This is a genomic window from Thiohalocapsa sp. ML1, assembly GCF_001469165.1.
Taxonomy (GTDB): domain Bacteria; phylum Pseudomonadota; class Gammaproteobacteria; order Chromatiales; family Chromatiaceae; genus Thiohalocapsa.
On record NZ_JABX01000006.1, the window covers coordinates 175,055 to 198,242 of the forward strand.

General features: G+C 67.3%; 19 protein-coding genes and 1 tRNA gene. 10 read left to right on the forward strand and 10 right to left on the reverse strand.

Annotated features, from left to right (window positions below):
- Nucleotides 1-70 precede the first annotated feature (70 nt).
- Nucleotides 71-709: a GTP cyclohydrolase I FolE gene (gene folE / locus ML01_RS05810; RefSeq protein ID WP_058554460.1), complete on the reverse strand. Its 639-nt coding sequence runs from the start codon at nucleotides 707-709 to the stop codon at nucleotides 71-73.
- Nucleotides 710-1,182: 473 nt separating this feature from the next.
- Between folE and ML01_RS05815 the strand changes: the two genes are divergently transcribed.
- The 4 genes from ML01_RS05815 to ML01_RS05830 all read left to right on the forward strand — a co-directional run bounded on the left by ML01_RS05815 (nucleotide 1,183) and on the right by ML01_RS05830 (nucleotide 6,769).
- Nucleotides 1,183-2,958 (forward strand): N-acetylglutaminylglutamine amidotransferase, encoded by a 1,776-nt coding sequence (locus ML01_RS05815; RefSeq protein WP_058554461.1) that lies wholly within the window; start codon nucleotides 1,183-1,185, stop codon nucleotides 2,956-2,958.
- Between the two features lie 528 nt (nucleotides 2,959-3,486).
- Complete coding sequence (ngg, locus tag ML01_RS05820; protein ID WP_058554462.1) at nucleotides 3,487-5,226, forward strand: N-acetylglutaminylglutamine synthetase; 1,740 nt, start codon at nucleotides 3,487-3,489, stop codon at nucleotides 5,224-5,226.
- 43 nt (nucleotides 5,227-5,269) lie between these two features.
- The gene (locus ML01_RS05825; protein ID WP_058554463.1) at nucleotides 5,270-6,379 is read left to right on the forward strand and encodes an osmoprotectant NAGGN system M42 family peptidase; all 1,110 of its coding nucleotides are present in this window, start codon (nucleotides 5,270-5,272) and stop codon (nucleotides 6,377-6,379) included.
- Nucleotides 6,380-6,514: 135 nt separating this feature from the next.
- Complete coding sequence (locus ML01_RS05830) at nucleotides 6,515-6,769, forward strand: hypothetical protein (RefSeq protein ID WP_058554464.1); 255 nt, start codon at nucleotides 6,515-6,517, stop codon at nucleotides 6,767-6,769.
- Between the two features lie 63 nt (nucleotides 6,770-6,832).
- Here ML01_RS05830 and ML01_RS05835 read toward each other — a convergent pair whose 3' ends face one another.
- Nucleotides 6,833-8,599 carry a hypothetical protein gene (locus ML01_RS05835; protein ID WP_058554465.1) on the reverse strand — a complete coding sequence of 589 codons (1,767 nt, stop codon included), beginning with the start codon at nucleotides 8,597-8,599 and terminating at the stop codon, nucleotides 6,833-6,835.
- A gap of 764 nt (nucleotides 8,600-9,363) precedes the next feature.
- Here ML01_RS05835 and ML01_RS05840 point away from each other — a divergent pair.
- A complete protein-coding gene (locus tag ML01_RS05840; protein ID WP_058554482.1) occupies nucleotides 9,364-9,831 on the forward strand; it encodes an Hsp20 family protein in 468 nt (155 codons plus the stop codon).
- 127 nt (nucleotides 9,832-9,958) lie between these two features.
- Here the strand turns inward: ML01_RS05840 and ML01_RS05845 are convergent, their stop codons facing one another.
- Both ML01_RS05845 and ML01_RS05850 read right to left on the reverse strand, forming a co-directional pair.
- Nucleotides 9,959-11,272, reverse strand: a complete 1,314-nt coding sequence (locus ML01_RS05845; protein ID WP_058554466.1) for a cytochrome c — start codon at nucleotides 11,270-11,272, stop codon at nucleotides 9,959-9,961.
- A 210-nt stretch (nucleotides 11,273-11,482) separates the two neighbouring features.
- Nucleotides 11,483-11,567: transfer RNA gene (locus ML01_RS05850), tRNA-Leu, on the reverse strand.
- A gap of 161 nt (nucleotides 11,568-11,728) precedes the next feature.
- Here ML01_RS05850 and ML01_RS05855 point away from each other — a divergent pair.
- Complete coding sequence (locus ML01_RS05855) at nucleotides 11,729-12,442, forward strand: hypothetical protein (RefSeq protein ID WP_156427573.1); 714 nt, start codon at nucleotides 11,729-11,731, stop codon at nucleotides 12,440-12,442.
- A gap of 34 nt (nucleotides 12,443-12,476) precedes the next feature.
- Here ML01_RS05855 and ML01_RS05860 read toward each other — a convergent pair whose 3' ends face one another.
- Nucleotides 12,477-13,703: a hypothetical protein gene (locus ML01_RS05860; protein ID WP_058554468.1), complete on the reverse strand. Its 1,227-nt coding sequence runs from the start codon at nucleotides 13,701-13,703 to the stop codon at nucleotides 12,477-12,479.
- Nucleotides 13,704-13,927: 224 nt separating this feature from the next.
- Here ML01_RS05860 and ML01_RS05865 point away from each other — a divergent pair, with 224 nt between their 5' ends.
- Together ML01_RS05865 and ML01_RS05870 are read left to right on the forward strand one after the other, a co-directional pair.
- Nucleotides 13,928-14,803, forward strand: coding sequence for an SDR family NAD(P)-dependent oxidoreductase (locus ML01_RS05865; protein WP_058554469.1), 876 nt, complete (start codon nucleotides 13,928-13,930; stop codon nucleotides 14,801-14,803).
- 269 nt (nucleotides 14,804-15,072) lie between these two features.
- Entirely contained in the window at nucleotides 15,073-15,258 is a 186-nt protein-coding gene (locus ML01_RS05870; RefSeq protein ID WP_058554470.1) for a hypothetical protein, read from the forward strand.
- A 257-nt stretch (nucleotides 15,259-15,515) separates the two neighbouring features.
- On the opposite strand, the gene ML01_RS05875 is transcribed toward ML01_RS05870, so the two are convergent.
- Nucleotides 15,516-16,964 carry a 2Fe-2S iron-sulfur cluster-binding protein gene (locus tag ML01_RS05875; protein ID WP_058554471.1) on the reverse strand — a complete coding sequence of 483 codons (1,449 nt, stop codon included), beginning with the start codon at nucleotides 16,962-16,964 and terminating at the stop codon, nucleotides 15,516-15,518.
- 556 nt (nucleotides 16,965-17,520) lie between these two features.
- Here ML01_RS05875 and ML01_RS05880 point away from each other — a divergent pair.
- Nucleotides 17,521-18,072 carry a Uma2 family endonuclease gene (locus ML01_RS05880; protein WP_058554472.1) on the forward strand — a complete coding sequence of 184 codons (552 nt, stop codon included), beginning with the start codon at nucleotides 17,521-17,523 and terminating at the stop codon, nucleotides 18,070-18,072.
- A gap of 42 nt (nucleotides 18,073-18,114) precedes the next feature.
- Here ML01_RS05880 and moaA read toward each other — a convergent pair whose 3' ends face one another.
- Complete coding sequence (gene moaA / locus ML01_RS05885; protein ID WP_058554473.1) at nucleotides 18,115-19,116, reverse strand: GTP 3',8-cyclase MoaA; 1,002 nt, start codon at nucleotides 19,114-19,116, stop codon at nucleotides 18,115-18,117.
- 313 nt (nucleotides 19,117-19,429) lie between these two features.
- On the opposite strand from moaA, the gene ML01_RS05890 reads away from it, so the two are divergent.
- Nucleotides 19,430-20,950, forward strand: coding sequence for an aldehyde dehydrogenase family protein (locus tag ML01_RS05890; protein WP_058554474.1), 1,521 nt, complete (start codon nucleotides 19,430-19,432; stop codon nucleotides 20,948-20,950).
- Between the two features lie 454 nt (nucleotides 20,951-21,404).
- Here the strand turns inward: ML01_RS05890 and ML01_RS26895 are convergent, their stop codons facing one another.
- The 3 genes from ML01_RS26895 to ML01_RS29520 form a co-directional block, all read right to left on the reverse strand.
- On the reverse strand, nucleotides 21,405-21,722 hold the full coding sequence (locus ML01_RS26895; RefSeq protein WP_082673991.1) for a HigA family addiction module antitoxin: 318 nt from the start codon (nucleotides 21,720-21,722) through the stop codon (nucleotides 21,405-21,407).
- A gap of 11 nt (nucleotides 21,723-21,733) precedes the next feature.
- Complete coding sequence (locus ML01_RS26900) at nucleotides 21,734-22,027, reverse strand: type II toxin-antitoxin system RelE/ParE family toxin (RefSeq protein ID WP_082673992.1); 294 nt, start codon at nucleotides 22,025-22,027, stop codon at nucleotides 21,734-21,736.
- A 651-nt stretch (nucleotides 22,028-22,678) separates the two neighbouring features.
- Nucleotides 22,679-23,188, reverse strand: a 510-nt coding sequence (locus ML01_RS29520) for a hypothetical protein (protein ID WP_162267969.1), incomplete at its 5' end; no start/stop codon positions are given.

Genomic DNA, 23,188 nt, shown 5'->3' on the forward strand with positions numbered 1-23,188 from the left:
TCGATGCCCTCAATGGATAGCGCAGCGGCTGCCGGCCCGACGGCGGTGCGGCGGCGGCGCCGCCGCGGGGCTACTTGTGCAGAAACCCCATGAACTCGGCGCGGGTGCGCGGGTCGTCCTCGAAGGTGCCGCGCATGGCGCTGGAGACGGTGGTGCTGTTCTGCTTCTGCACGCCGCGCATCATCATGCAGGTGTGGCTCGCCTCGATGACGACGGCGACGCCGTGGGCGCCCAAGTGCTCCATCAGCGCGTCGGCCACCTGATTGGTGAGGCGCTCCTGCACCTGCAGGCGGCGGGCGAAGACGTCCACCACGCGCGCGATCTTGCTCAAGCCCACCACCTTGCCGTTCGGCAGATAGCCGACGTGGGCGTGGCCGAAGAAGGGCAGCATGTGGTGCTCGCACATGCTGTAGAACTCGATGTCGCGGACGATGACCATCTCCTTGACGTTTTCCTCGAAGACGGCCTTCTTGATGATCTCCTCGGCGGACATCTGATAGCCGCTGGTCAGAAAGTCCATGGCCTTGGCGACGCGCAGCGGCGTGCGGCGCAGTCCCTCGCGCTCGGGGTCTTCGCCGATCTCATGCAGCATCTGGCGCACGAGGTGCTCTTTGGTCTCGTCGTAGACCTCCTGCTCGGACTCGGAGTCGAAGCTGCCGGCATAGTGGCCGTCGGTCGCGATGCGCGCGACGTTCGTTTTCGGTGCCATCGTTGTCTACCTGTCTCGTACGGGGGCGCGCACCCTCGCGGTGCCGTCCAATGTTTGTCCAACCGGTCGCGTAGATAGGGGCGCAGTCGTCCAATGGAAATGCCGTCAAACGCTTTGGGCTGTCTTGGTGGCGCCCCAATCGCCAAAACCCGGGATGGGGTACGGAATGTCAGGGAAGCACGCTGGGGCTTCCTGGCAAGTGCTGAGGGGTTTCGTTACCATGGCGGCTGATTTGGGGCGTGCAAGGTGCGGCACGTGAGCGTCCGGCGCCCCTGATCGAGCCCCCGAGCGGTCCTGCCATGCCGCCGTGCCAACCTCGGTCGGGCGCAATCTTGTTTGTACGACCGGGATCAGCGACGGCCTCTTGCCGGCCCGGGCCGCATGGCCTGCTGTCCCGGGTCGACCTCCGCCGGCGTGCGCGAGCCGGGGCCGTTCGCCGCAGCATCTTCCACCCCCGAGAGGAGTATCCCGACGTGTGTGGTTTCTGCGGCGAGATCCGCTTCGACGATCGTCCCATCGATTTGGCCGCGCTGGCCGCCGTCAACGCCGTGATGGAGCCCCGCGGGCCCGATGCGAGCGGTCTGTTCCAGCAGGGTCCCATCGCGCTCGGCCATCGCCGACTCAGCATCATCGATCTCAGCACCCACGCGAGCCAGCCGATGGTCGACAGCGACCTCGGGCTCACGGTGGCGTTCAATGGCTGCATCTACAACTACCGTCAGCTCCGCGAGGACCTGATTGCGCAGGGCTACCGCTTCTTCAGCCACGGCGACACTGAGGTGGTGCTAAAGGCCTTCCATGCCTGGGGGCCGGACTGCGTGCATCGCTTCCACGGCATGTTCGCGTTCGCCGTGGCCGAGCGCGATACGGGACGGCTCACGCTGGTGCGTGACCGGCTCGGCATTAAGCCGCTCTATTTCGCGGAGCTGCCGGGGGCCGTGCGCTTCGCGTCGTCCCTACCGGCGCTGCTCGCGGGCGGCGGCATCGACACGGACTTGGACCCCGTCGCGCTGCATCACTACATGCACTTCCATGCCGTCGTGCCGGCGCCGTACACGATCATCAAGGGCGTGCGCAAGCTGCCGCCGGCCACCATCCGCGTCATCGACGCCGACGGCACCACCCGCGAGCACGCCTATTGGGCGCCGACCTTCGAGACGTTGCCGGAGGAGCAGGGGCTCAGCTTCGCTGACTGGCAGGAGCGGGTGCTGGCGTCGCTGCGCACGGCCGTGGAGCGCCGGCTGGTGGCGGACGTCGATGTCGGCGTGCTGTTGTCCGGCGGGCTCGACTCCAGCCTCATCGTCGGCCTGCTCGCCGAGGGCGGGCAGCGCGGCCTGAGCACGTTTTCAGTGGGGTTCGAGAGCGTGGGCGACGAGGCGGGAGACGAGTTCCAGTACTCCGACATCATCGCCGAGCACTACGGCACCCGGCATCACAAGATCCACGTCGACTCCGCGGCGACGCTGCTGCCAAACCTGCCGGGCTGCATCCGCGCCATGGCCGAGCCCATGGTCAGCCACGATGTCATCGGCTTCTATCTGCTCTCGCAGGAGGTCGCGAAGCACGTCAAGGTGGTGCAGAGCGGGCAGGGCGCGGACGAGGTCTTCGGCGGCTACCACTGGTATCCGCCCATGCAGCAGAGCAGCGACGCGGTGGCCGACTACGCGCGGGTCTTCTGCGACCGCGACCACGCCGAGTACCTGCGCGCGGTGCACCCGCGCCTGCACGGCCACGACTACAGCCGCGACTTCATCCGGGAGCACTTCGCGATGCCCGGCGCCGACGCCGCCGTGGACAAGGCGCTGCGCATCGATCAGCTCATCATGCTCGTGGACGACCCGGTTAAGCGCGTGGACAACATGACCATGGCTTGGGGGCTGGAGGCGCGCGTGCCCTTCCTGGACCACGAGTTGGTAGAGCTCGCGGCGCGCATTCCCGCCGAGCACAAGCTCTGCGACGACGGCAAGTGCGTGCTGAAGGCCGTCGGCCGACGCATCATCCCGACGGCCGTCATCGACCGGCCCAAGGGCTACTTCCCGGTGCCCGCGCTCAAGTATCCCCGCGGCGAGGTGCTGGACATGATGCGCGACGCCGTGACCTCCCGGCGCGCACGCGAGCGCGAGCTGTTCCAGCCTGACTACGTGCAGGCGCTGCTGGCGGACCCGGAGGCGCACATCACGCCGCTCATGGGCTCCAAGCTTTGGCAGGTGGCGTTGTTGGAGTTGTGGTTGGTTGAGCAGGGGGTTTGAGTAGGAAGTACGGAGTAGGAAGTACGGAGTACGTAGTACGGAGTACGGGTGGGCCGCGCTGTCGGCTTAGCCCGCGCTCTTGATTGTGGAGTACGAAGTACGGAGTACGGAGTACGGGTGGCCAGCGCTGCGCCCTTAGCCCGCGGCTCTTGATTGGGAAGTACGGAGTACGGGTGGCCCGCGCTGTTTCCGTCGTCCGCGCCTCTTAATTGGGCATGGTAGGAACGGAATACGTGTAGATGGCATAAGTGCGTGCCGCGCGAATTGAGCCGGCGTCGTCCTACGCGAATTGAGCTGGCGTCGCCCCGTACTCCGTACTCCGTACTTGTTACGAGAATTGAGCCGGCATCGCCCCCGTACTCCGTACTCCGTACTCCGTACTCCGTACTGCGTACTCCGTACTGCGTACTCCGTACTGCGTACTCCGTACTGCGTACTCCGTACTGCGTACTCCGTACTGCGTACTCCGTACTGCGTACTCCGTACTGCGTACTCCGTACTGCGTACTATCTCCAAGAGGACAGCTTCATGAGCCTTCGAGAGAGCATCCACCACCGGCTGGAGCGCAAGCGCGGTCCGTCGGTGAGCAGTTGGGACAACAAGGCGCGCAGCGACGACGAGACCTGGTCCGAGACCGTCGTCGACTGCGGCTGGGGGCGGCTCGTCTTCGGCCAGACCTTCAACGACGCCGAGCGCCTCGCCCGCTGCCTGCAGCAGGAGCAGGACGGGCGCCGCGACGTCGCGCTCTACCTGCGCGACCCGCACGTGGTGCTGTCCTATGCGCCGCAGGACCTGTTCCTGGACCCCTCGCACACCTTCCGGCTCTGGTTCGAGCGTTACCAGTGCAGCCAGCGCCGGCCCAAGGGCTTCGTCGTGCGGCTGCTCACCAGCCACATGGACGCGGAGGCGGCGCACCGGCTCTACACGTCCCGGCGTATGGTGCCGCCGGACCCGGAGTTCATCTTCGGCCGGCGCGCCTCGCGCGTGCTGCATTACTGGGTCGCCGAAGACCTCCAGGACGGCGCCATTCTGGGTGTCGTCTGCGGCGTCGACCACGTCGAGGCCTTCGGCGACTATGAGCGCGGCGCGAGCCTTTGGGCGCTGTGTGTGGATGCCCAGGCACCGTATCCGGGCATCGGCGAGATGCTGGTGCGCCAGGTGGCCGAGTTCTACCACGCCCGCGGCCGCGCCTTTCTGGACCTGTCGGTCATGCACGACAATAAGGGCGCCATCCGGCTGTACGAGAAGCTCGGCTTCGAACGGGTACCCGTGTTCTGCGTGAAGAACAAGAACGCCTACAACGAGCCGCTGTTCATCGGCCGGCAGCCGGAGGGCAACCTCAACCCCTATGCCACCATCATCGTCAATGAGGCGCGCCGGCGCGGCATCGGCATCGAGGTCATCGACGCGGAGGCGGGCTACTTCGCGCTGAACCTAGGCGGGCGGCGCATCGTTTGCCGGGAATCTTTATCCGAGCTCACCACCGCCGTCGCCATGAGCCGCTGCGACGACAAGGCCGTGACGCAGCGCCTGCTGCGCCGTGCCGGCCTCAAGGTGCCCGAGCAATGCCACTTCGAGGCGCTGGACCAGGCCGAGGCCTTTCTGACCAAGCACAAGCGGGTCGTCGTGAAGCCCGCCCGCGGCGAGCAGGGCGCCGGCATCAGCGTGGACATTCGCTCCATGGCCGAGCTGGAGCGCGCCATCAAGGCCGCGCGGCGCATCTGCGAGGCGGTGATCCTGGAACAGTTCTGCCCGGGGGAGGATTTGCGCATCGTCGTCATCGACTTCGACGTCGTCGCCGCCGCCATCCGCCGCCCGGCGCACGTGGTGGGCAACGGGCGCAACACCGTAGACGAGCTGATCCAGATCCAGAGCCGGCGCCGGCGCGCTGCCACCGGCGGCGAGAGCGCCATCCCGATGGACGAGGAAACCGAGCGCTGTGTGCAGCAGGCGGGCTATAGGATGGACGCGGTGCCGTGCGAGGGCGAGACCGTCATCGTGCGCAAGACCGCGAACCTGCACACCGGCGGCACCATCCACGATTGCACGGCCGAGCTGAGCCCGACGCTGGCCGCCGCCGCCAAGCGGGCGGCGCGGGAGCTTGATATTCCGGTAACCGGGCTGGACTTTCTGGTACCGGACGTGAGCGGCAGTGACTATGTCATCATCGAGGCGAACGAGCGCCCCGGGCTCGCCAACCACGAGCCGCAGCCGACGGCGGAGCGCTTCGTGGACCTGCTCTTTCCGCAGACCGCCTCAAGGCTTTGATCCCGCCGCTCTCGACCATCGCCCTAACCCCGGAGACCCGTGCTTGAAAGCTGTCCCCATCGATCACGACTACCTGCTCGACGTGCTGCTCAAGCTGTTGTTCACGCCGAGCCCGTCCGGCTACACGGATCGTGTCGTGCATCTGGTGTGCGAGGAGCTGGAGCGCCTCGGCGTGCCCTTCGAGCTGACCCGCCGCGGCGCCATCCGCGCGACGCTGAAGGGCCAGGCGCGCCGGCCGAACAAGGCCATCGTCGCGCACATCGACACGCTGGGCGCGATGGTCAAGGCGCTCAAGCCCAACGGCCGCCTGCAACTGGTGCCGGTGGGGCACTGGAACGCCCGCTTTGCCGAGGGCGCGCGCTGCACGCTCTTCACCGACCACGGCCAGCACCGCGGCACCATCCTGCCGCTCAAGGCCTCCGGCCATACGTTCGGGCCGGAGATCGACACCCAGCCGTCTGGCTGGGACTACGTGGAGTTCCGCATCGACGAGCGCGTGTTCAACCTCGAAGACCTGCTTCGGCTCGGCGTGCACGTCGGCGACTTCGTTGCCATCGACTGCCAGCCGGAGGTGACGGCGACTGGCTTCATCAATTCTCGCCATCTGGACGACAAGGCCGGCGCGGCGCTGCTGCTCGCCGCCACCAAGGCCGTCAAGGAGCACGATGTCGAGCTGCCCGTGGACTGCCATCCGCTGTTCACGATCTCCGAGGAGGTCGGCTCCGGTGCGTCCTCCGCGCTGCACCAGGACGTCGCCGAGATGCTCACCATCGACAACGGCACCACGGCGCCGGGGCAGAACTCCAGCGAATTCGGCGTGACCATCTGCATGGCGGACATGGGCGGCCCCTTCGATTACCACCTGACCCACCGCATGATCCAGCTCTGCCAGGAGTTCCAGATCCCGCACCAGCGCGACGTCTTCAAGTACTACCGCTCCGACAGCGCCGCCGCGCTGGAGGCCGGCAACGACGTGCGCACGGCGCTGGTCACCTTCGGCATCGACGCCAGCCACGGCTACGAGCGCATCCACCAGGACGCGCTGGAGTCCATCGCCGAGCTGGTGGCCATCTACATGCAATCGCCGCCGCTCTATGCCCGCGACCGCTTCGAGATGGGCCCGCGCGCGGGCTTCCCGACGATGCCGGGGTGAGGAAGGGGGGAGGGCCGAGGGCCGAGGCGCCGGGCTCAGGTCTGCGGCGCTGCACGCTGCATCCGCGGCCGTCGCCGGGAGTATCATGCCGAGTCAAGACCTTTCGACTCCCTTAAGCCGTTCCGGAGCACTGACATGGCAACAGTCACCTTCGACACCTTGGAGTTGGTCGATAAGCTCAAGTCCGCCGGCTTCGTGCAGGAGCAGGCGGAGGCCGTCGTGCGCGTCATCGCCGATGCGCAAGAAGACCTCGTCACGCGCGCCTATCTCGACCAAGCGTTGCAGCGCGAGCTGAGCCCCATCCGAACAGAGATCGCCGTGCTCAAGTGGATGATGGGCGTCGCCATCGGCGGCCTCGTCGCGCTCATCATCAAAGGCTTCTTCGTCTAACCTCGTGACACCGCTCTGCGGTGTCACCCACCCACGCGGCGGGTTTTCCGCAAGCTGCGGGTCTCATACGGACGCGTGTGAGCCGAAGGCAAGCCGCTGCTGGCTGCCGTCCGCATGCCGGGCGACGATCTCGAAGCTGCAATCGGTGAGGTCCGCGCAGAGCCGCGCGCTGTCGGCGCCGTGGCGCCAGGTGAGCGCGAGCACATGGTCGGCGGTGTCTTCGACGCTGAGCGCGCCGCGGAAGGCCGGTAACCTGTTGCGCAGCCGGATCAGCTCCAGTTGCCGCTGCACCACGGGCCGGGCGAGCCCGTCGCGCACCTCGGCCAGCGGCAGGTTGGTGCGGTTGATCTCCTTGTGGCCGGCGGTGCTGCCGGCGTCCGCCGCCGCGTAGTCGTTCTTGCCGGCGAAGAGATCCAGATACCAGACCTGCGGGATGCCCGGCATGAAGAGCTGAATGGCGCGGGCGAGCAGCAGCTTCTGCTCGTCCTCGCCCAGCGCACTGAAGAAGGTGGCGTTGACCTGGTAGTACGCGATCTTCTTGCCGTCGGTGTCGTAGAGGTTCTTGACCCGGCCGCCGTGGTTGATGATGGTCTCCATGACGGCGTCGATGCGCGCGTCGTCCAGCAGCCCCGGTTGCTCGACACCGTCCACCACGCCGCCGCGCAGGTCCAGCACCGGGATGCCGTCGTGGCAACCGAGCATGTTGATGGTCGACAGCCCGCGGGCCTGGATCTCGCCGATCCAGCGCTTCAGCGGCGCGGCGTCGGCGTGCTGGATGGCGTCGAGCACGAGCCCCGGGAAGAAGAAATCGTAGATCGGGTAGCCGTGCCCGGCGACCGCCGCGTGCAGCCCTTTGCCGTATTCCGCGTGCACCTCCGGGAAGACGATGAGGCCATGCCGGCGGGCGATGCCCCGCAGCCGGTCCAGATACTCCCAAGTGCCGGGCTCGTTGAAGAAGTTGGCTTTGCCCGGCGCCTTGTGCAGATAGGCGAAGGCATCGAGGCGGATGATCTTGGCGCCGTAGCCCGCGAGCTTGCCCAGGGTCTCGTCGTAGAAGCGCCAGACCAGCTCGGAGCGGGCGTTGAGATCCATCTGCCCCAGGTAGTCGCGCTTGCTGTCCAGCAGCGCCAGCGCGGCGGTGCGATGGTTGTTGTAGCCGTCCAGGTCGATGTCGTCCGGGGCGACGCCGTTCTCGATGGCGCCGTTGACCATCATCGCCACCGCGGGCGCCGCGGACTCGTCGACGCCGGCCGCGATGAGCTCGTCCGGGGCGATGGGCCGGTAGCTGACCTTCTGGTAGAAGGTGTTCCAGTAGGGTCGCTCGGTGCCGTCCGGGAAGCGCACGTCCAAGATCGGCAGGCCCGGCTTGCGCAAGAAGAGCTGCTCCAGATACTCCGGGCGCGGGAGCACGTGGCCGTCCGCGCCCATGTCGCCGTGCTCGTGCCAGAAGGCGTTCCAGTCCACGAAGAAGTCCTTGTACGGCGACGCGTCGCCGCGGCTCAGCAGGTCCCGGAACTGCGGCGAGCCCACGGAGAGGTGATTCAGCACCAAGTCCAGCTTGAGCTCGATGCCGCGCTCGGCGAGGGCGATGAGGTCGGTGTGGGTGACCAAGGCCTCGTTCAGGTCGTAGTCGATGACCGAGAAGCCGCGGTCGAGATCGCTGTGGAAGCAGGTGGGCAGCAGGTATAGCAGCGAGAAGGCGCCGTCCATGGCGGGCTCGCGCAGCAGGCTCACCAAGTCCGCGAGCCGGTGGCCGATGCTGTCCGGATAGAGGTTCAGCATCACGCCCGTGGGCAGCGTCGGGACGGCTTGGTCGGCGGGGTCCGGCATGGCTTGTCTCTCCCGGCGGGTGCCGGGTTTCGCCGGCCGCGCCTGGTTTGAGCTTGGGCCGCGTGACACGCAACGGGCGCCAGCGACGTCGGGTAGGGCCATGATGGACGCCCCGTCGTGGTGCGGACAAGGCGCGGACATTGATCTCGGGCAACCCGGGCGGACACAGAGGCTGGATTGCGTCGGGGCGGCGAGCAAATCCGCGCCGACATGACCTGACGCAGCCCTGCGCTCGGCATTTCTCGTGCTTGCGGTTCCGGCCATCCCGGCCTAGTCTGCCGCCTGCCAATAAATACGAGAACGACCACCTGGAGCGAGGGCTATGTTGTTGAATCTTCCCGGCACCGTTTGGGTCATGCTGATCGCGCTCTCGGTGGTGATGCTGTTGCCGCTGCTGATCGTCTGGATCGGCTACCTCTTCTTCCGCGAGCGCAACTGAGCCCTCGGCTGCCCTGCGGCGCCGGCGTGCGCCGCCGCACAATCCGTAGCGCCCTGCTGGACGCTTGCGCTGTCGGGTCGAGACCCGCGGCCGGCTCTGTCCGGCCCTGTTGGAACCGCCTCGGCGGCACGACTTAAGCCACGCGCGCGCAGCGCCAGCCCTCGCGGCGGGCGCGCGCTGTCCGGAAGAGAATCTTCCCGATGCGCACTTGACATAATCCCAGGCGGCTACTACTTTACATAACGCAGGCGCCAACGGGGCCTGCGCGACGTGCGGTTCATTGAACGCACACCTGAAACATGTTGCTCAATTGGAGGATATGTCCATGACAACCATCGACTTTTCGCCGCTGTTCCGGTCCATGATCGGCTTCGACCGGCTGTCCAACGCGCTGGAGACGGCGTATCGCACCGAGCCGGGCGGCTATCCGCCCTACAACGTGGAGGTGCACGGTGAGAACGACTACCGCGTGACCATGGCGGTGGCCGGCTTCGCGCCGGGCGACCTCGAGATCGAGGTGACGGACAACGTGCTCCGCGTCTCCGGCGCCCGCACTGAGCAGGACCAGGAGAAGGAGACCAAGTACCTGTACCGCGGCATCGCCAACCGCGGCTTCGAGCGCAAGTTCCAGCTCGCCGACTATGTTCGGGTGGTGGATGCTCGCCTCGAGAACGGCCTGCTGCATGTGGAGCTGCGCCGGGAGATCCCGGAGGCCATGAAGCCGCGCAAGATCGAGATCCGCGGCGATGATGCCAAGCTGATCGAAGGTCAGCAGCAGAAGGCCGCCGCCTAAAGGACAGACCCGCGTCGCAGGGAAGCGGCGAAGCAGCGAAAAGCCGGGCGCAAGCCCGGCTTTTTTGTGTCCGCCCTTTTTCGTGTCCGCCAGAAGTCGGGCGGCGCGGCCGCCTTGTCTGGCCCCGTCAGCGTTCTCGCAGCGCCGACACCTGCTCCGCGGTCACTGCTGTCGCCCCGTTGCCCCAGCTCGCGCGCACGTAGCTGGCGAGCGCGGCCACCTGCCGGTCCGTGAAGATGCTGCCGAAGGACGGCATCACCACGTGCGGCGAGTAGGCCTCGGCCGGGTCCGACGGGGCACCGAGAAGCAGTGTCCGGACGCTGTCGTCGGGCGCGTCCGCCGTCACCGTCTCGTTGCCGGCGAGGGCCGGAAAGTAGGGCGCAAGGCCGCGGCCGTGGCTTTGGTGACAGCTCGCGCAGTAGCCCTCGTAGAGCCTCCGGCCCTGCGCATGGACGGCCTCGGTGAGCTGCTCGGGCACTGCCGGCGTGTGCTGCAGTGTCGGCTGCGGTGGCTGATCCTTCAGGTACCGGGCCATGGCCTGCAGGTCCGACGCCGCGAGCTGCGCCACGCCTTGGTGTGCGCTCGCCGCGATGCCGTCGTCGCCGCCGGCGTTCTGCAGGCGCTCGGCGAGGGCCTCGGCGCTCAGTGCGTCGAGCCCCCCGGACAGGTCCGCGGCGAGGCCGGGCGCGTACCAGCCATCGACATAGGTGTCCTGATAGGCGTCCTGATAGGTGTCCTGCAGCGCGCCGTCGCCCTGCGCGGCCGCGTCCTGCCTTGGGCTGTGGCAGGTGCGGCAGTGGCCGAGTCCTTCCACCAGATAGGCGCCGCGGTTCCAGGCCGCGTCCTTGGCCGGGTTGGGCGCGAAGGGCGTCGTGTCGAGATAGCGGTCCTGCCAGCCGAACAGGGGCGTGCGCGTATCGAAGGGCCAGCCGAGGCGCGTCTCGGGGGGCAGGTATGACGACGGCGCTAGGGAGAACAGGTAGTCCTTGATGGCGAGCAGATCGTCGTCCGGCAGTCGGGCGTAGGCCCTGTACGGCAGCGTCGGCCAGTAGGGCTGGCCGTCCGGGCGGAGGCCGTGCTTAAGCGCGCGCAGAAAGTCCGCGTCGCCGAAATCGCCGATGCCGTAGCCCGCGGCCGGCGTGATGTTGGGCGTGTAGAGCGTGCCGAAGGGCGTCTCGATGGCGCGGCCGCCCGCGAAGGGCGCGCCGCCCTCGCGCGTATGGCAGCCCATGCAGCCGCCGGCCAGCGTCAGGTAGCGCCCGTGCTCGACCCGCGCCGCCGACAGCTCTCCGTAGGCTCGGGCGGGGGGCAGCAGCGGTGCCGGCTGCGCGGTCGGCGTGTCGGCAGGCGCCGCGTCCGCGCTTGGCTCCGCGGCGATGGCGATGCCGGCGCCCGTCAGGCAGGCCACCAGGTAAAAGAGGGCGAAGACGCGATGGCCCATGGTGCTCGGCTCCTTGGGAATGGATCGGGGAAGCGCTGTCAGGGCGCGCATTGTGCCGGACGCGCCCCGCAACTTCACGGTGGGGATTTTGGGCTTGCGTCGGCGCGCAAAGCCTGCTGCGACGAAGCCCGCCATGGGGCCTTCGGCACCGACACCGGCAGCGGCGCTTGACGGGATCGGCCCCGGGACGGAACCGAGGCAAAGATGGGATGGTGCGCAGGGGGGGACTCGAACCCCCACGGATTGCTCCACTGGAACCTAAATCCAGCGCGTCTACCAGTTCCGCCACCCGCGCAGGGGAGGGCGCCGGCGGGCCTTGGTTGGCCGGGGCCGGCGACGCGCTAGTCTATCGATTCCGCGCTGCCGAAGGAATCTGCCGTCGCGCCCGTGGGCGCCCCGGTGCATACTCGCCCGCGCCCGGCAGCCGGGCAGATATGACTGACGATGGAGATTGCAATGACGATGACACGAGGCTTGGGACTGGGCTTGGTTCTCGGCGCACTGTTGGCGCTAACGGGCTGCATCAAGGTCGATCAGACCTTGACGCTGAACGCGGATGGGACCGGTACGCTCGCGCTGCGCTACGGCATGTCGGAGCAGACGCTGGCACAGCTCAAGGCGATGGAGCAGATGGCGGCGCAGGCGGAAGAGGGCCTCCGCGTGGAGCAGGAAACCCCGTTTGAATTCGATCCCGAGCAGGTGCGTGCCGAGTTCGAGGCGGACAAGCCGGACGGCGTGGAGCTGACGGCGCTCAGCTCCGAGGTGGTGGACGGCTGGAAATACATCGACTTGACCGTGGCCTTCGACGACATCCGTGCGCTGAAGCGCACCGAGCTGTTCGAGGACAGCGAGCTCGGCATCGAGCGCCTGAACAACGGCCACTATCGGATCACGCAGCGCGGCGGCGGCGATGAGGAGATGCCGAGCGACATGGAGGGGCAGGCGCTGATGCAGCAGATGGCGACGATGCTCGCGGGCTTTCGCATCGTGCAGACCATCGTCGTGCCAGGCGACATCCTCGACAGCAACGCGACCGCGGTGGACGGCCGGCGCGCGTCCTGGGTATTCGACATCGCCGAGGACCCGAATGTGCTAACCACGCTAAACCAAACGGACTTGACGCTGACCTTCGCCGGCAATGGGGTGAAGCTCCCGCCCGTGTCGCCCTGAGGGGCAACCCGGCCGGCGCGCGGTTCTCAGCGCGTCAGGGCCGGGCGCTCAGCACCTCCAGCGGCGTGCCCGCGGGCAGTGGCCGCAGCCAGGTATCGAGCGCCGCGAGGTCCGTCGGCAGCGCCGCTAGGGCTGCCTCGGCGGCCTCCATGCTCGGGTGCAAGCTATGGATGACACCGTACCAGGCCTGGCCGCGGCGCGTGTCGGATTTGACATAGATCTCCGCCGGCAGGTCTTCATGTCGGTCCATGAAGCGCGCCACCGCGTCGCGGCTCGGCAGTCCGGCGAGCTGCAGCACGATCATCGACGCCGGTGTGGTCATGGTCTCGGCGCCGGTCGGGGGCTCCGCGGTGCCGGTGCCGGTGCCGTTCGCGGGCGCCGCGGAGCTCGATGGCTCATCGCCGCCGGTTGCACGAATGCTGTGGCGTACCTCATCGATGCGCGCCTCGACGGACGCGAGACGCTCGTCGAGCAGCGCGCCGAGCCGCGCTTCGAGCTCGGCGACCCGGCGCTCCGCCGCGCTCGCCACCGCCTCGGTGTCGGCTTGCGGCTCGCTGCCGTCGACTGCTGCGGCGGGCGGATCGCGGGTGCTGCCCTCCAGCGCCGTGAGCCGGTCGGCGATGGATTCGATGGCGTCGGCAAGCTCGCCGACCTGCTCGGTGGCCGCTTCGTCCGCGTCGTCGGTCGCGCTCTCGTCGACGGCCGCTGCGGGCACCACAGTCGGGCGCGCCTGCTGTTCCAGCGCGTCGATGCGCGTCCCCAGTGCGGCAGCGGCGTCCGCCGAGAGGGCCGACGGTATTGAGCCGGTCGGTGCGTCGACCGCGGGGCGCGCCTCCAGCGCCGCGATGCGCGCCTCCAGGGCGTTGCGTGCCTGCAGCAACTGCGTGAACAAGAGCACCATCCCGGCGAGCAGGACGATGCCGATGCCCATGAGCGTCAGCAGCGCGGTATGGTCGCGTCGGCGCTGCGCGCGGATGTCGTCGCGGTGTGTCTCGAAGGCCTTGCGCAGTTGCACGGCGGTGCGCCGGCGGTCGTCGTCGACGTCCGCGATGCGCTCCACCAGGGATTTCTCCATGTCGCGAATGTCGCCCTCCGGCAGCTCGCTCAGGCCCGGTGGCGCCGAGCTCGGCACGTCCACGACGCCGTGCTGCTCCGGGCGGCGCGGCGACTCGCTGTGCAGATAACCGGCGAGGTCCTGTTCCGTCTTGCCTTGGTCCGATGATGCTTGGTCCGATGATGCTTGGTCCGATGATGCGCTCATGCGTATTGATTTCCTGGGGCTCGGGTCAGTCTGAACTGCGCCTGCGGCCGGCGGCGCCGGCGACCCCCCATGATCCGTGAGCGCGCTGCCGTTGCCAAGCCGCCGAGCGCTGACGAAGCCGCCCGGCGGTGGCCAAACGCGGCCCGGCAGTGCGCGGGGTGGCAGGCCTCGGCTGCGGCGCCATATATCGTGTAGCCGTGTAACTCGATTGTTCGGGAGATCAGATGCAACTGCAAGGCAAGACGGCGCTCGTCACGGGCGCCAACTCGGGGCTCGGCAAGGCCCTCGCCACGGCGCTGGCGGCCCGCGGCGCACGCGTGCTGATGCTGTGCCGCAGCGCCGAGCGTGGCGCCGCGGCGCGGCAGGACATTGTCGCCGCCACCGGCAACGACCGGGTGGAGCTGTTGGTCTGCAATCTCGGCCGGCAGGCCGACGTGCGCGCCACGGCGGCTGCCCTGAACAGCCGCGGCGAGCCACTGCATGGGCTGGTGAACAACGCCGGCACGGCCTTCGCCGAGCACGGGTACACCGCCGATGGCGTCGAGCGCACGCTGGCCGTGAACTTGCTCGGCCCCTTCCTGCTTACCAACCTGCTGCTGGACCGGCTCCGCGCCGGGGCGGCGGCGGGCGACGGCGCGCGCATCGTCAACGTCGGCACCAAGATCGACACGGCGATGGACTTCTCGGACCTGAGCTGGGAGCGGCGCAAGTACCGGATGATGGGCGCCTACGGGGAGTCCAAGCTCGGGCTGATCCACTTCACGCGCGAGCTGGCGCGGCGGCTCGACGGCTCCGGCGTGACAGTGAATTGCGCCTTTCCGGGCGTGTTCATGTCGAATCTGGGCGGCACCGACGGTGCCCAGAACTGGGCGCTCAAGCTCTTCGGCAAGGCCTTCGGCTGGGCGCTGCCGAAGCCGGAGCAGGCGGCGGAGCGGGTGCTGTACCTGCTGGAATCGGACGACGTGGCCGGGGTCAGCGGCGCGTATTTCGGCAACCGCAAGCCGATTGCGGCGCCGGCCCAGGCGGATGATCCCGCCGCGAACGCGGAGCTGTGGCGGCACGCCGCAGAGCTGTCGGGACTCGACGCGGCGGGCGGCTGAGCAGGCCCGCAGCGACGCCCGGCTGCCGGCGCGGCGGCGGCATCGGGCGTCGCCGCGACACGCGCTGCGGGCCCCAGGTCCGGTGCGGAAAGTCAGCAGTTGCCGCTCGGGGATCAAGCGATCGCGGGTTTTGTCGAATAGCGTTAATGTATCGGCAGTGTCGCAGTACGGCGGCGGGACCGGCGGTGACCGTCGGCGGCCGAAGATGCGGGCTCCGCCACTGCCATCAACAAGAATGACCCGTCCGCGAGGGCGGCGGGGGAGAGATCATGCAAGACAACGAGACCTTTGCCCATTGGGTCGCGAGCATCGAGCGCGGCGACTGTGGCTTTACCTATCTCAGGCTCTACGGGGACGCCCCGTCTTGGGTGCGCAACGAGGCCATCAACCGCTTCGGCAAGGGCACGGTGTTCCTGCCGCCGCGGCAGAACCGGCCGCCCGCGGTGGCGGCTTAGATTGCTTGGGGGAGCCAAAGGCGTGATGAGTCAAGTGCCGTGGGGACAAGGCGCTTGAAGGCAAAAGGGCCGAGGGCCGAGGGAGCCCTCCTCGGCCCTCGGCCCTTGGCCCACCACGGCCGGAGTGTTGACCTCCAGGTCAACACGGCGACAGCGCGGGATGCGCTGATGTCGCGACTGGGAGCCGACCGGGACGTCGGCTCTCCGGCCCGGCCCGGCCCGAGCCGGCACTCAGAACCAAGCCACCCGCTGCGTCATCAGGTCAGCGCCTCCGCGCTAATGCGCCCCGCGCCGATGCCCGCCGCCATGAGCGCGTCGGCGAGCGCGCGCACCGGTGCGGACGGTCCCGCGAGGTAGTACAGGGGCTGTTGCGGGTCGGCCAGGTCCGCGCGCACCATCGCCACCAAGTCCGCGGCGTGTGCGCCTACCAGCGGCGTGAACGCGAAGTTGTCCAAGGTCTCCTTCAGCGCCCGGCACCAGCGCCGGTGGTAGTGCCCGTCCGGGCTGTCCACGGTCCAGTAGAGGTGAAAGGCCTCGATGTGGTCGATGGAGATCGCGTGCTCGATGAGGCTCTTGATGGGCGCGATGCCGTCGTCGATGGCGATAAACACGGCGGGCTCGGTGGCCTCCTCGTGCAGCACGAATTCACCCGCCGGCCCCTGCACCCGGACCATTTCCCGCGTCGGCTGGCCCTCGAACAGATGCGCCGCAAAGGCGTCGTCGGCGTCACCCCGACGCACTGAGAACTGGAGATGCCGCCCGTCGCAGGGGCAGGACGCAATGGGCAACTCCCGCTCAGCGCCGTTCTCCAGCGTCAGCCGCGCCCGCTGGCCCGCCATGAAGCGCAGCGTCTGCGTGCGCGGCGTCTGCACGTGCAGCAGCAGTAGATCGTCGGCCTCGCGCTCCAGCTTGCGGATCTGCGCGCGGATGTCCTGCGCCGGCAGGTCTGCGGCGGTGCGCGCCTCGGCGGCCTCCAGCACCACGTCGGTGACGGCCGTGTTGCAGCAGGTGAGCATGTAGCCCATCTGGCGCTCGCGCTCGCTCAGCACATAGTCGTGGTCGGCGATGCGCGTGACCTCGCCGGAGACGACGCGCGCCTTGCATTCGCCGCAGTTGCCGCTCGTGCAACCGTAGCCGAGGCGCAAGCCGGCGCGCACGGCGGCCGCGAGGATCGACTCGGTGCCGTCGACGAAGAACTCGTGGCCGCTCGGGATGATCTTGACGCTGGCTGACATCAGGCGCAGGAAGGTGTCGTTCGCAATCAGCCGGGCACGGCCGTCCTCGGCGGGCAGGCTGTCGATGTCGGCGCGGCGGGCATCCAGCCAGCCGAGCAGTGCCGTCCCGGCGTCACCGGCGATGAGGCGCTCGCGAAGCTCATCAAGCAGCGCGCCCTGCGCCTCGGCCTGCGCCGCCGTCCGGGCCAGCGCCCGGCCCAGCGAGCGGATGCGGGCCACCAGGACCTCCTGGCTCGGCAGCGCCGTGTCGGCATCGTGGCTGCGCGGCAGCGCGTCGGCCTTGATGCGCTCCACCTGCTCCAGCATGCCCGTCTTCTCCAGGCTGACGCTGGGGTAGGCCCGCAGCAGATCGGCGATGGCCACCTCGCCCTCGAAGGTGCTGATCTCGCCGCTGCGGATGCGCCGCTGCAGCTCGGCTCGGGTCACGCCGGCAAGGCGGGCGGCGCGGGACAGCGATACCAGGTGTGTCATGGTTGGGGCTCGCGCGGGGCTGGCAAGGTCGGGCGCGACAGTCTACCGGCTGCCGAGGCGGGCCGCAGGGCCGGCGCAGCAGGGGCTCGGCCCGGGCGCAGCGGTGGCGGGCGCGCGTTTCGGCTTTGCGGCTGACCTGTAGTAGCTGACCTGTATCATCTGACCTATATCAATAGCGCGGTGGGCGGCTTGATTCGAGTCAAGGCTGATGGGGGCATCGCAGCCGAGACTCGCTTAGGCCCTAGCGAGGCCGAGGCGGAGCCTCGGCGCCAGTCAGAAGCCCGTATTTCTCCGCCGTGCCCATGCCTCAGCGCGACGGGGCGCAGAGCGCCCGCAGACGCGCGACACCGCTGGACCGGTGTCGCGAGTGGATTACTGCGCACCCGCGACGAGAGCTCAATGCAGCCGACCGTGTTCAAGGTCAGCTCCGCAAGCTGCGCCCGTCGAGCGGAGCCTATCGCAGCCGCAGCCACGGTCGTCGTCCCCGGGTTGGAGCCGCGGGCCGGCTTGCGCGATGATGGCCGGCATCAAGGCAACGCGAGCGCGGAGGTAACCCGTGGAAGCCCTGAAGCTGCAGACCCTGGACGACCTGCTGTCGCACCCGGAGGAAGACATCGAGCTGATCGGCGGCGAGATCGTGCGGCGGCCGATGACGCGGGTCCGGCATGGGCAAGCGCAAAGTCGCGCGGCCGGTGCGCTTGGGCCCTTCGACAGTGGATCGGGACCGGGCGGCGGTTGGTGGTTTGCGACCGAGGTCAGCGTCGCCTACGAGCCGCACGAGTGTCCGCGCCACGACCTCGCCGGCTGGCGCCGCGAGCGCCTGCCGCGGCTCCCGGACGGCGTCATCGAGCTGCCGCCGGACTGGGTGTGCGAGATCGTCTCCCCCGGCCACGAAAAGAAGGACACGCTGATGATGCCGCTGTTGCTGCGCCGGCATCGCGTGCCTTACTACTGGCTCATCTGGCCCGAGGACAAGGCGCTCGTCGCCCATGCCCTGGAGGGCGGGGAATGGCGCGTCATCGCGACGCTCGAGGACGCCGAGCGCGCCCGCGTGCCGCCGTTCGACGCGGTGGAGCTGGACTTGGCCTACATGCTTGGCGGCGACTAGGCGCCGCGCGCGGTTGCCGGCAGGCTGCCGGCGCGCCGGCGCTCAACCCCCGGTCGCGTTCATGTGCCGAAAGATGATCGGCTGCTCGGTGAGGTCGAAGTCGTGGCCCCGGGGCTTGATGGCCATGGCGTCGCGGATGGCCTGCTTGACGCGCTCGTCGTCGCTGGGGTTGGCGCGCAGCGCCCGGCGCAGATCCGCGGAGTGCTCCTGGCCCAGGCACAGCAGCAGCCGGCCCTCGGCGGTGACGCGCACGCGGTTGCAGTCGGCGCAGAAGTTGTGGCTGTGCGGGGAGATGAAGCCGATCTTGGTCTCATGGCCGGCGACGCGCCAGTAGCGCGACGGGCCGCCGGTGGTCTCGGTGGTGGGGATGAGCTCGAAGTGCTGCGACAGGTCGCGGCGGATCTCGTCGCTGGAGTAGTAGGCCTCGGCGCGGTCGTGGTCGCCGATCTGCCCGAGCGGCATCTCTTCGATGAAGCTGAGATCCATGCCGCGCGCGAGCGCAAAGCGGACCAGGTCGCAGACCTCGTCGTCGTTGCGATGCCTCAGGATCACGCTGTTCAGCTTGACCCGCGCGAAGCCGGCGGCGAGCGCCGCGTCGATGCCGGCCTGCACCTGCTTAAGCTCGCCCTTGCGGGTGATGGCGCGAAAGCGATCGGGCCTGAGCGAATCCAGGCTGATATTGATGCGGGTGACGCCGGCGGCCTTCAGCGCTTGGGCGTACTTCGGGAGCTGGGTGCCGTTGGTGGTCAGCGTTAGATCCCGGATGCCGGGCAGGGCGCCGAGCTGCTCGAACAGCCAGAGCACGTTGCGCCGCACCAGGGGCTCGCCGCCGGTGACGCGCAGCTTGGTGACGCCGAGCTCGCTGAGGCAGCGCCCGAGCCGGGCGATTTCTTCCAGCGTGAGCACCTGCGCCCGCGGCAGAAAGGTCATGTCCTCGGCCATGCAGTAGACGCAGCGCAGATCGCAGCGGTCGGTGACGGACAGGCGGACGTAGTTGATGTGTCGGCCGAAGCGGTCGATGAGTTGGGGGGTTGGCTCGGGCATGGCCTCCGGGCGGCCTCTCGCAGGGGGCGGGTCGTTGATCTTGGCTTGCGGCCGGTGGCCGCGTCGCGCTGTCCCGGCGACTATCGGGACAGCGGCGTGCATCATAGCGGCAGATGGCAACGGGTCGGGGCCTCTGCCAGGGCCGGAAGCCACGGACTCCAAGCGGTATTGCCGCTGTGCTCGGCTTGCGGCAGTCTGGGCGGCTTGCGGCGCGCCAACCTTTTGCCAACCTGCCGAGCCTAGTCTCGGCGCTGCGACCGGGCCGACCCCGGCCTCACCATACCCGACCGACACCCGAGCGAGGACCCCCGCCATGATCTACGCCAAGCCCAACACCCAAGGCGCCGTCGTCGACTTCAAGCAGCGCTACGACAACTTCATCGGCGGCGAGTGGGTGCCGCCGGTGAACGGCAACTATTTCGACAACGTCTCGCCCGTCAACGGCAAGCCCTTCTGCGCGGTGGCCCGCTCCGACGAGGCCGACATCAACCTCGCGCTCGACGCCGCCCACGCCGCGCGCGACGCCTGGGGCCGCACGTCGGTCACCGCCCGCTCCAACATCCTGCTCAAGATCGCCGACCGCATCGAGCAGAATCTGGAAATGCTGGCCGTGGCCGAGACCTGGGACAACGGCAAGGCAGTGCGCGAGACGCTGAACGCCGACATCCCGCTCTGCGCCGATCACTTCCGCTACTTCGCCGGCTGCATCCGCGCGCAGGAAGGCAGCATCGGCGAGATCGACGAGCACACCGTCGCCTACCACTTCCACGAGCCGCTCGGCGTCGTCGGCCAGATCATCCCGTGGAACTTCCCGATCCTGATGGCCGCGTGGAAGCTCGCCCCGGCGCTCGCCGCCGGCAACTGCGTGGTGCTCAAGCCCGCGGAGCAGACGCCGGCGTCCATCATGGTGCTGATGGAGCTCATCGCGGACCTGCTGCCGGCCGGCGTGCTGAACATCGTCAACGGCTTCGGCCTGGAGGCCGGCAAGGCGCTCGCCACCAGCACCCGCATCGCCAAGATCGCGTTCACGGGCTCCACGCCGGTGGGCGCGCAGATCATGAAGTACGCGGCGGACAACATCATTCCGTCCACCGTGGAGCTCGGTGGCAAGTCGCCGAACGTGTACTTTGCCGACGTGCTCGACCACGAGGATTCCTTCGTCAGCAAGTGCGTCGAGGGTGCGGTGCTGGCCTTCTTCAACCAGGGCGAGGTGTGCACCTGCCCGTCGCGCCTGCTGGTGCAGGAGTCCATGTACGAGCGCTTCATCGATCTGGTCATCGCGCGCTCGCGCCAGATCAAGCGCGGCAACCCGCTGGATACCGACGTCATGGTCGGCGCCCAGGCCTCGCAGGAGCAGTACGAGAAGATCCTGGGCTATATCCAGATCGGTCGCGACGAGGGCGCGGAGGTGCTGATGGGTGGCGAGCCGGAGCGCATGGACGACGAGCATCGTCAGGGCTTCTACATTCAGCCGACGCTGCTCAAGGGCACCAACGAAATGCGCGTGTTCCAGGAGGAGATCTTCGGGCCGGTGGTTTCGGTGACGACCTTCAAGGACGAGGCCGATGCGCTCGCCATCGCCAACGACACCGACTTCGGCCTCGGCGCCGGCCTCTGGACCCGCGACATGAACCTCGCCTACCGCATGGGCCGCGGCATCCAGGCCGGGCGCGTCTGGACCAACTGCTACCACCACTACCCGGCGCATGCGGCCTTCGGCGGCTACAAGAAGTCCGGCGTCGGCCGCGAGACCCACAAGATGATGCTCGACCACTACCAGCAGACCAAGAACATGCTGGTGAGCTACGACGTGAGCCCGCTCGGGTTCTTCTGAGGCCGTGCTCCGGGCGGGGTACGCCCCGTCCGGACCGGTGCGTTTGGCGGCACGCCCGTGCCGCCTGCGGCTCCATCCGTTCGTTCCGACGTAAACTGTCACCGTAATTCTCTACGGCGGCAGCGACACCGGGCTGTTCGGCAGCTATGCCGGCCGCGAGAGTGTGTTTCTGAGCTTGAGCCGCAGCCTCCGCTGAGCTGCTTGACGGCGCCGAATGCTTGCAGATGAGTCAAGTTTCACGACAACACGGCGCTTGCAGGCAAAAGGGCCGAGGGCCAAGGGAGCCCGCCTCGGCCCTTGGCCCCTGACCCTTAGTCAGAGGCGCCGTGCCCTGGTCGGTCTGAGGCTCTGCCTCCCTAGTGGTAGAAATGGCAAAGCCCTGCGCACAGTCCCCGGAAAAATAGACTTCCGAGTGCGCATGAGCGAACCGCCCTCTGTGTCAGGCTGCGTATTATTAGGCTGTTCTTTGAAGATGATGATAATCTTTAATTGAGGCCAGCTCTTCTGCCTCACTGGCGTGAGCTCGAGAAAGATCCCACCGAACCTGAAGGTTCAGCCAAAAATCGGCAGAAACCCCGAAGAATTTTGCCAACCGAAGCGCAGTGCTTGGCGTGATGCCGCGTTTCTGATTAACGAGCTCATTGACTCGCTGATACGGCACGTGAATAGCGTCGGCCAAATCACGTTGACTGATATTCATGGGCCCGAGGAATTCCTCCCGGAGCATTTCGCCGGGATGAATAGGCGCCCTATGCGTTGGAATTCGAACCATATTCGATACCTCTAGTGATAATCGGCAACCTCGACTTCGTTTGGCCCGGATTCGCCCCACACGAAGCAGATTCGGTACTGATCGTTGATACGAATGCTGTGCTGGCCATTCCGATCTCCAGAAAGCGCTTCGAGGCGATTACCAGGAGGAACCTTCAGTTCCTCGAGCGACTGCACTGAATCGAGCTGATCGAGCTTGCGCGTGGCAATCTTCCAAAGCCATTCCGGACAGGATTTTCTAGCGGCCTTCGAATTGACGCCGTTGAAGATATCCTCAGAAGCTTGGTCATGGAACGACTCGATCATGGCAACATGCTAACACGGATGCCATGCTACGCAAGGGAGTGGGTTACCTGGTTCAGGAGGCTGGACCAACGCCAGGGCTGGCTAGCCGCCCCTTGCCGCGGTGGGGCGCGGCCACGGCGCGTGTGAATGAATGTGGGTCGGCTAAGCTGGTGCTGGTCCCGCTATGGCTCTGGAAGCGTGGAACAGGTACGCGAAAAGGCAAGGGTGCCCGAAGAGGCTCCCTCGTACCGCCTCGGGGAGAATAGGGGGAGAGGCCACGTTTTGCCCGTTTTCACACTGCCACCTTGCCCTTTCCGTGAAAACGTGGTCTGTCCCCGCTTTCAAGTTCAGGAGACAGTTCAATTATCTCTTCGCTGGCTTTAGAGACCGAATTAAGTAAACTGTCCCCGGAACTCGACGCTCGCCGATGCCATCGGGCCACCGGATCAATGGGTCGCGAGTCATCACGATGCGCTACTGTCCGGATAAACAGTTGGGTGGGAGGCGATTTTGTGGGGACACCTCAGGGTCTGTCCCAGCTTTCAAGTTCCGGAGACAGTTCACTTATCTCTTCGCTGGCTTTAGAGACCGAATTAAGTAAACTGTCCCCGGAACTCGGAACCCCCGCCTACCCTGTGGTTCTATCGTCCGCCGAGGCGGACCTGGCATCCACTAGACGATGCCTGTATAGGCTCGCATCTCGTCGCTAGCCTGCTCTACGGCTGGCATCAGATCCCACAAGCGCCCATTGATGAGACGTAGTTCTTCGACATCCCCGCGTGCCGATGCGCGCTTGCCGCTGTCGATTAGCTGTGATGCCTGAATTTGGTCGTTCATCGATGCCCGGCGCTCCACCAAGTGAGCAAACATGGCGTTTAGGAAATCAGGGGTGCGCATCAAGATTCCCCATTCCAAGCGACTCAACTCGTCTGTAACCTGTTGAATTTTTTCTGGGTTGGTTGAGTTGATGAAGTTCTGCTCGCGGGCAATGATTTCGGATAGGATATGGCGCTCCCGGTCGTTGCCAGACTCCTTCACCAAGATGGCCACTTCAGAACGCTTTTCGTTGTAGGCCGCTTTGACCTGCTTGAGTCGCTTACTTGACGTGAGTTCGAACATTTGTTGAGCAAGTTTTCGTTTTTGGTCCTCCACCTGGAATTTTTTGTCGGTTACGTCGTCTTC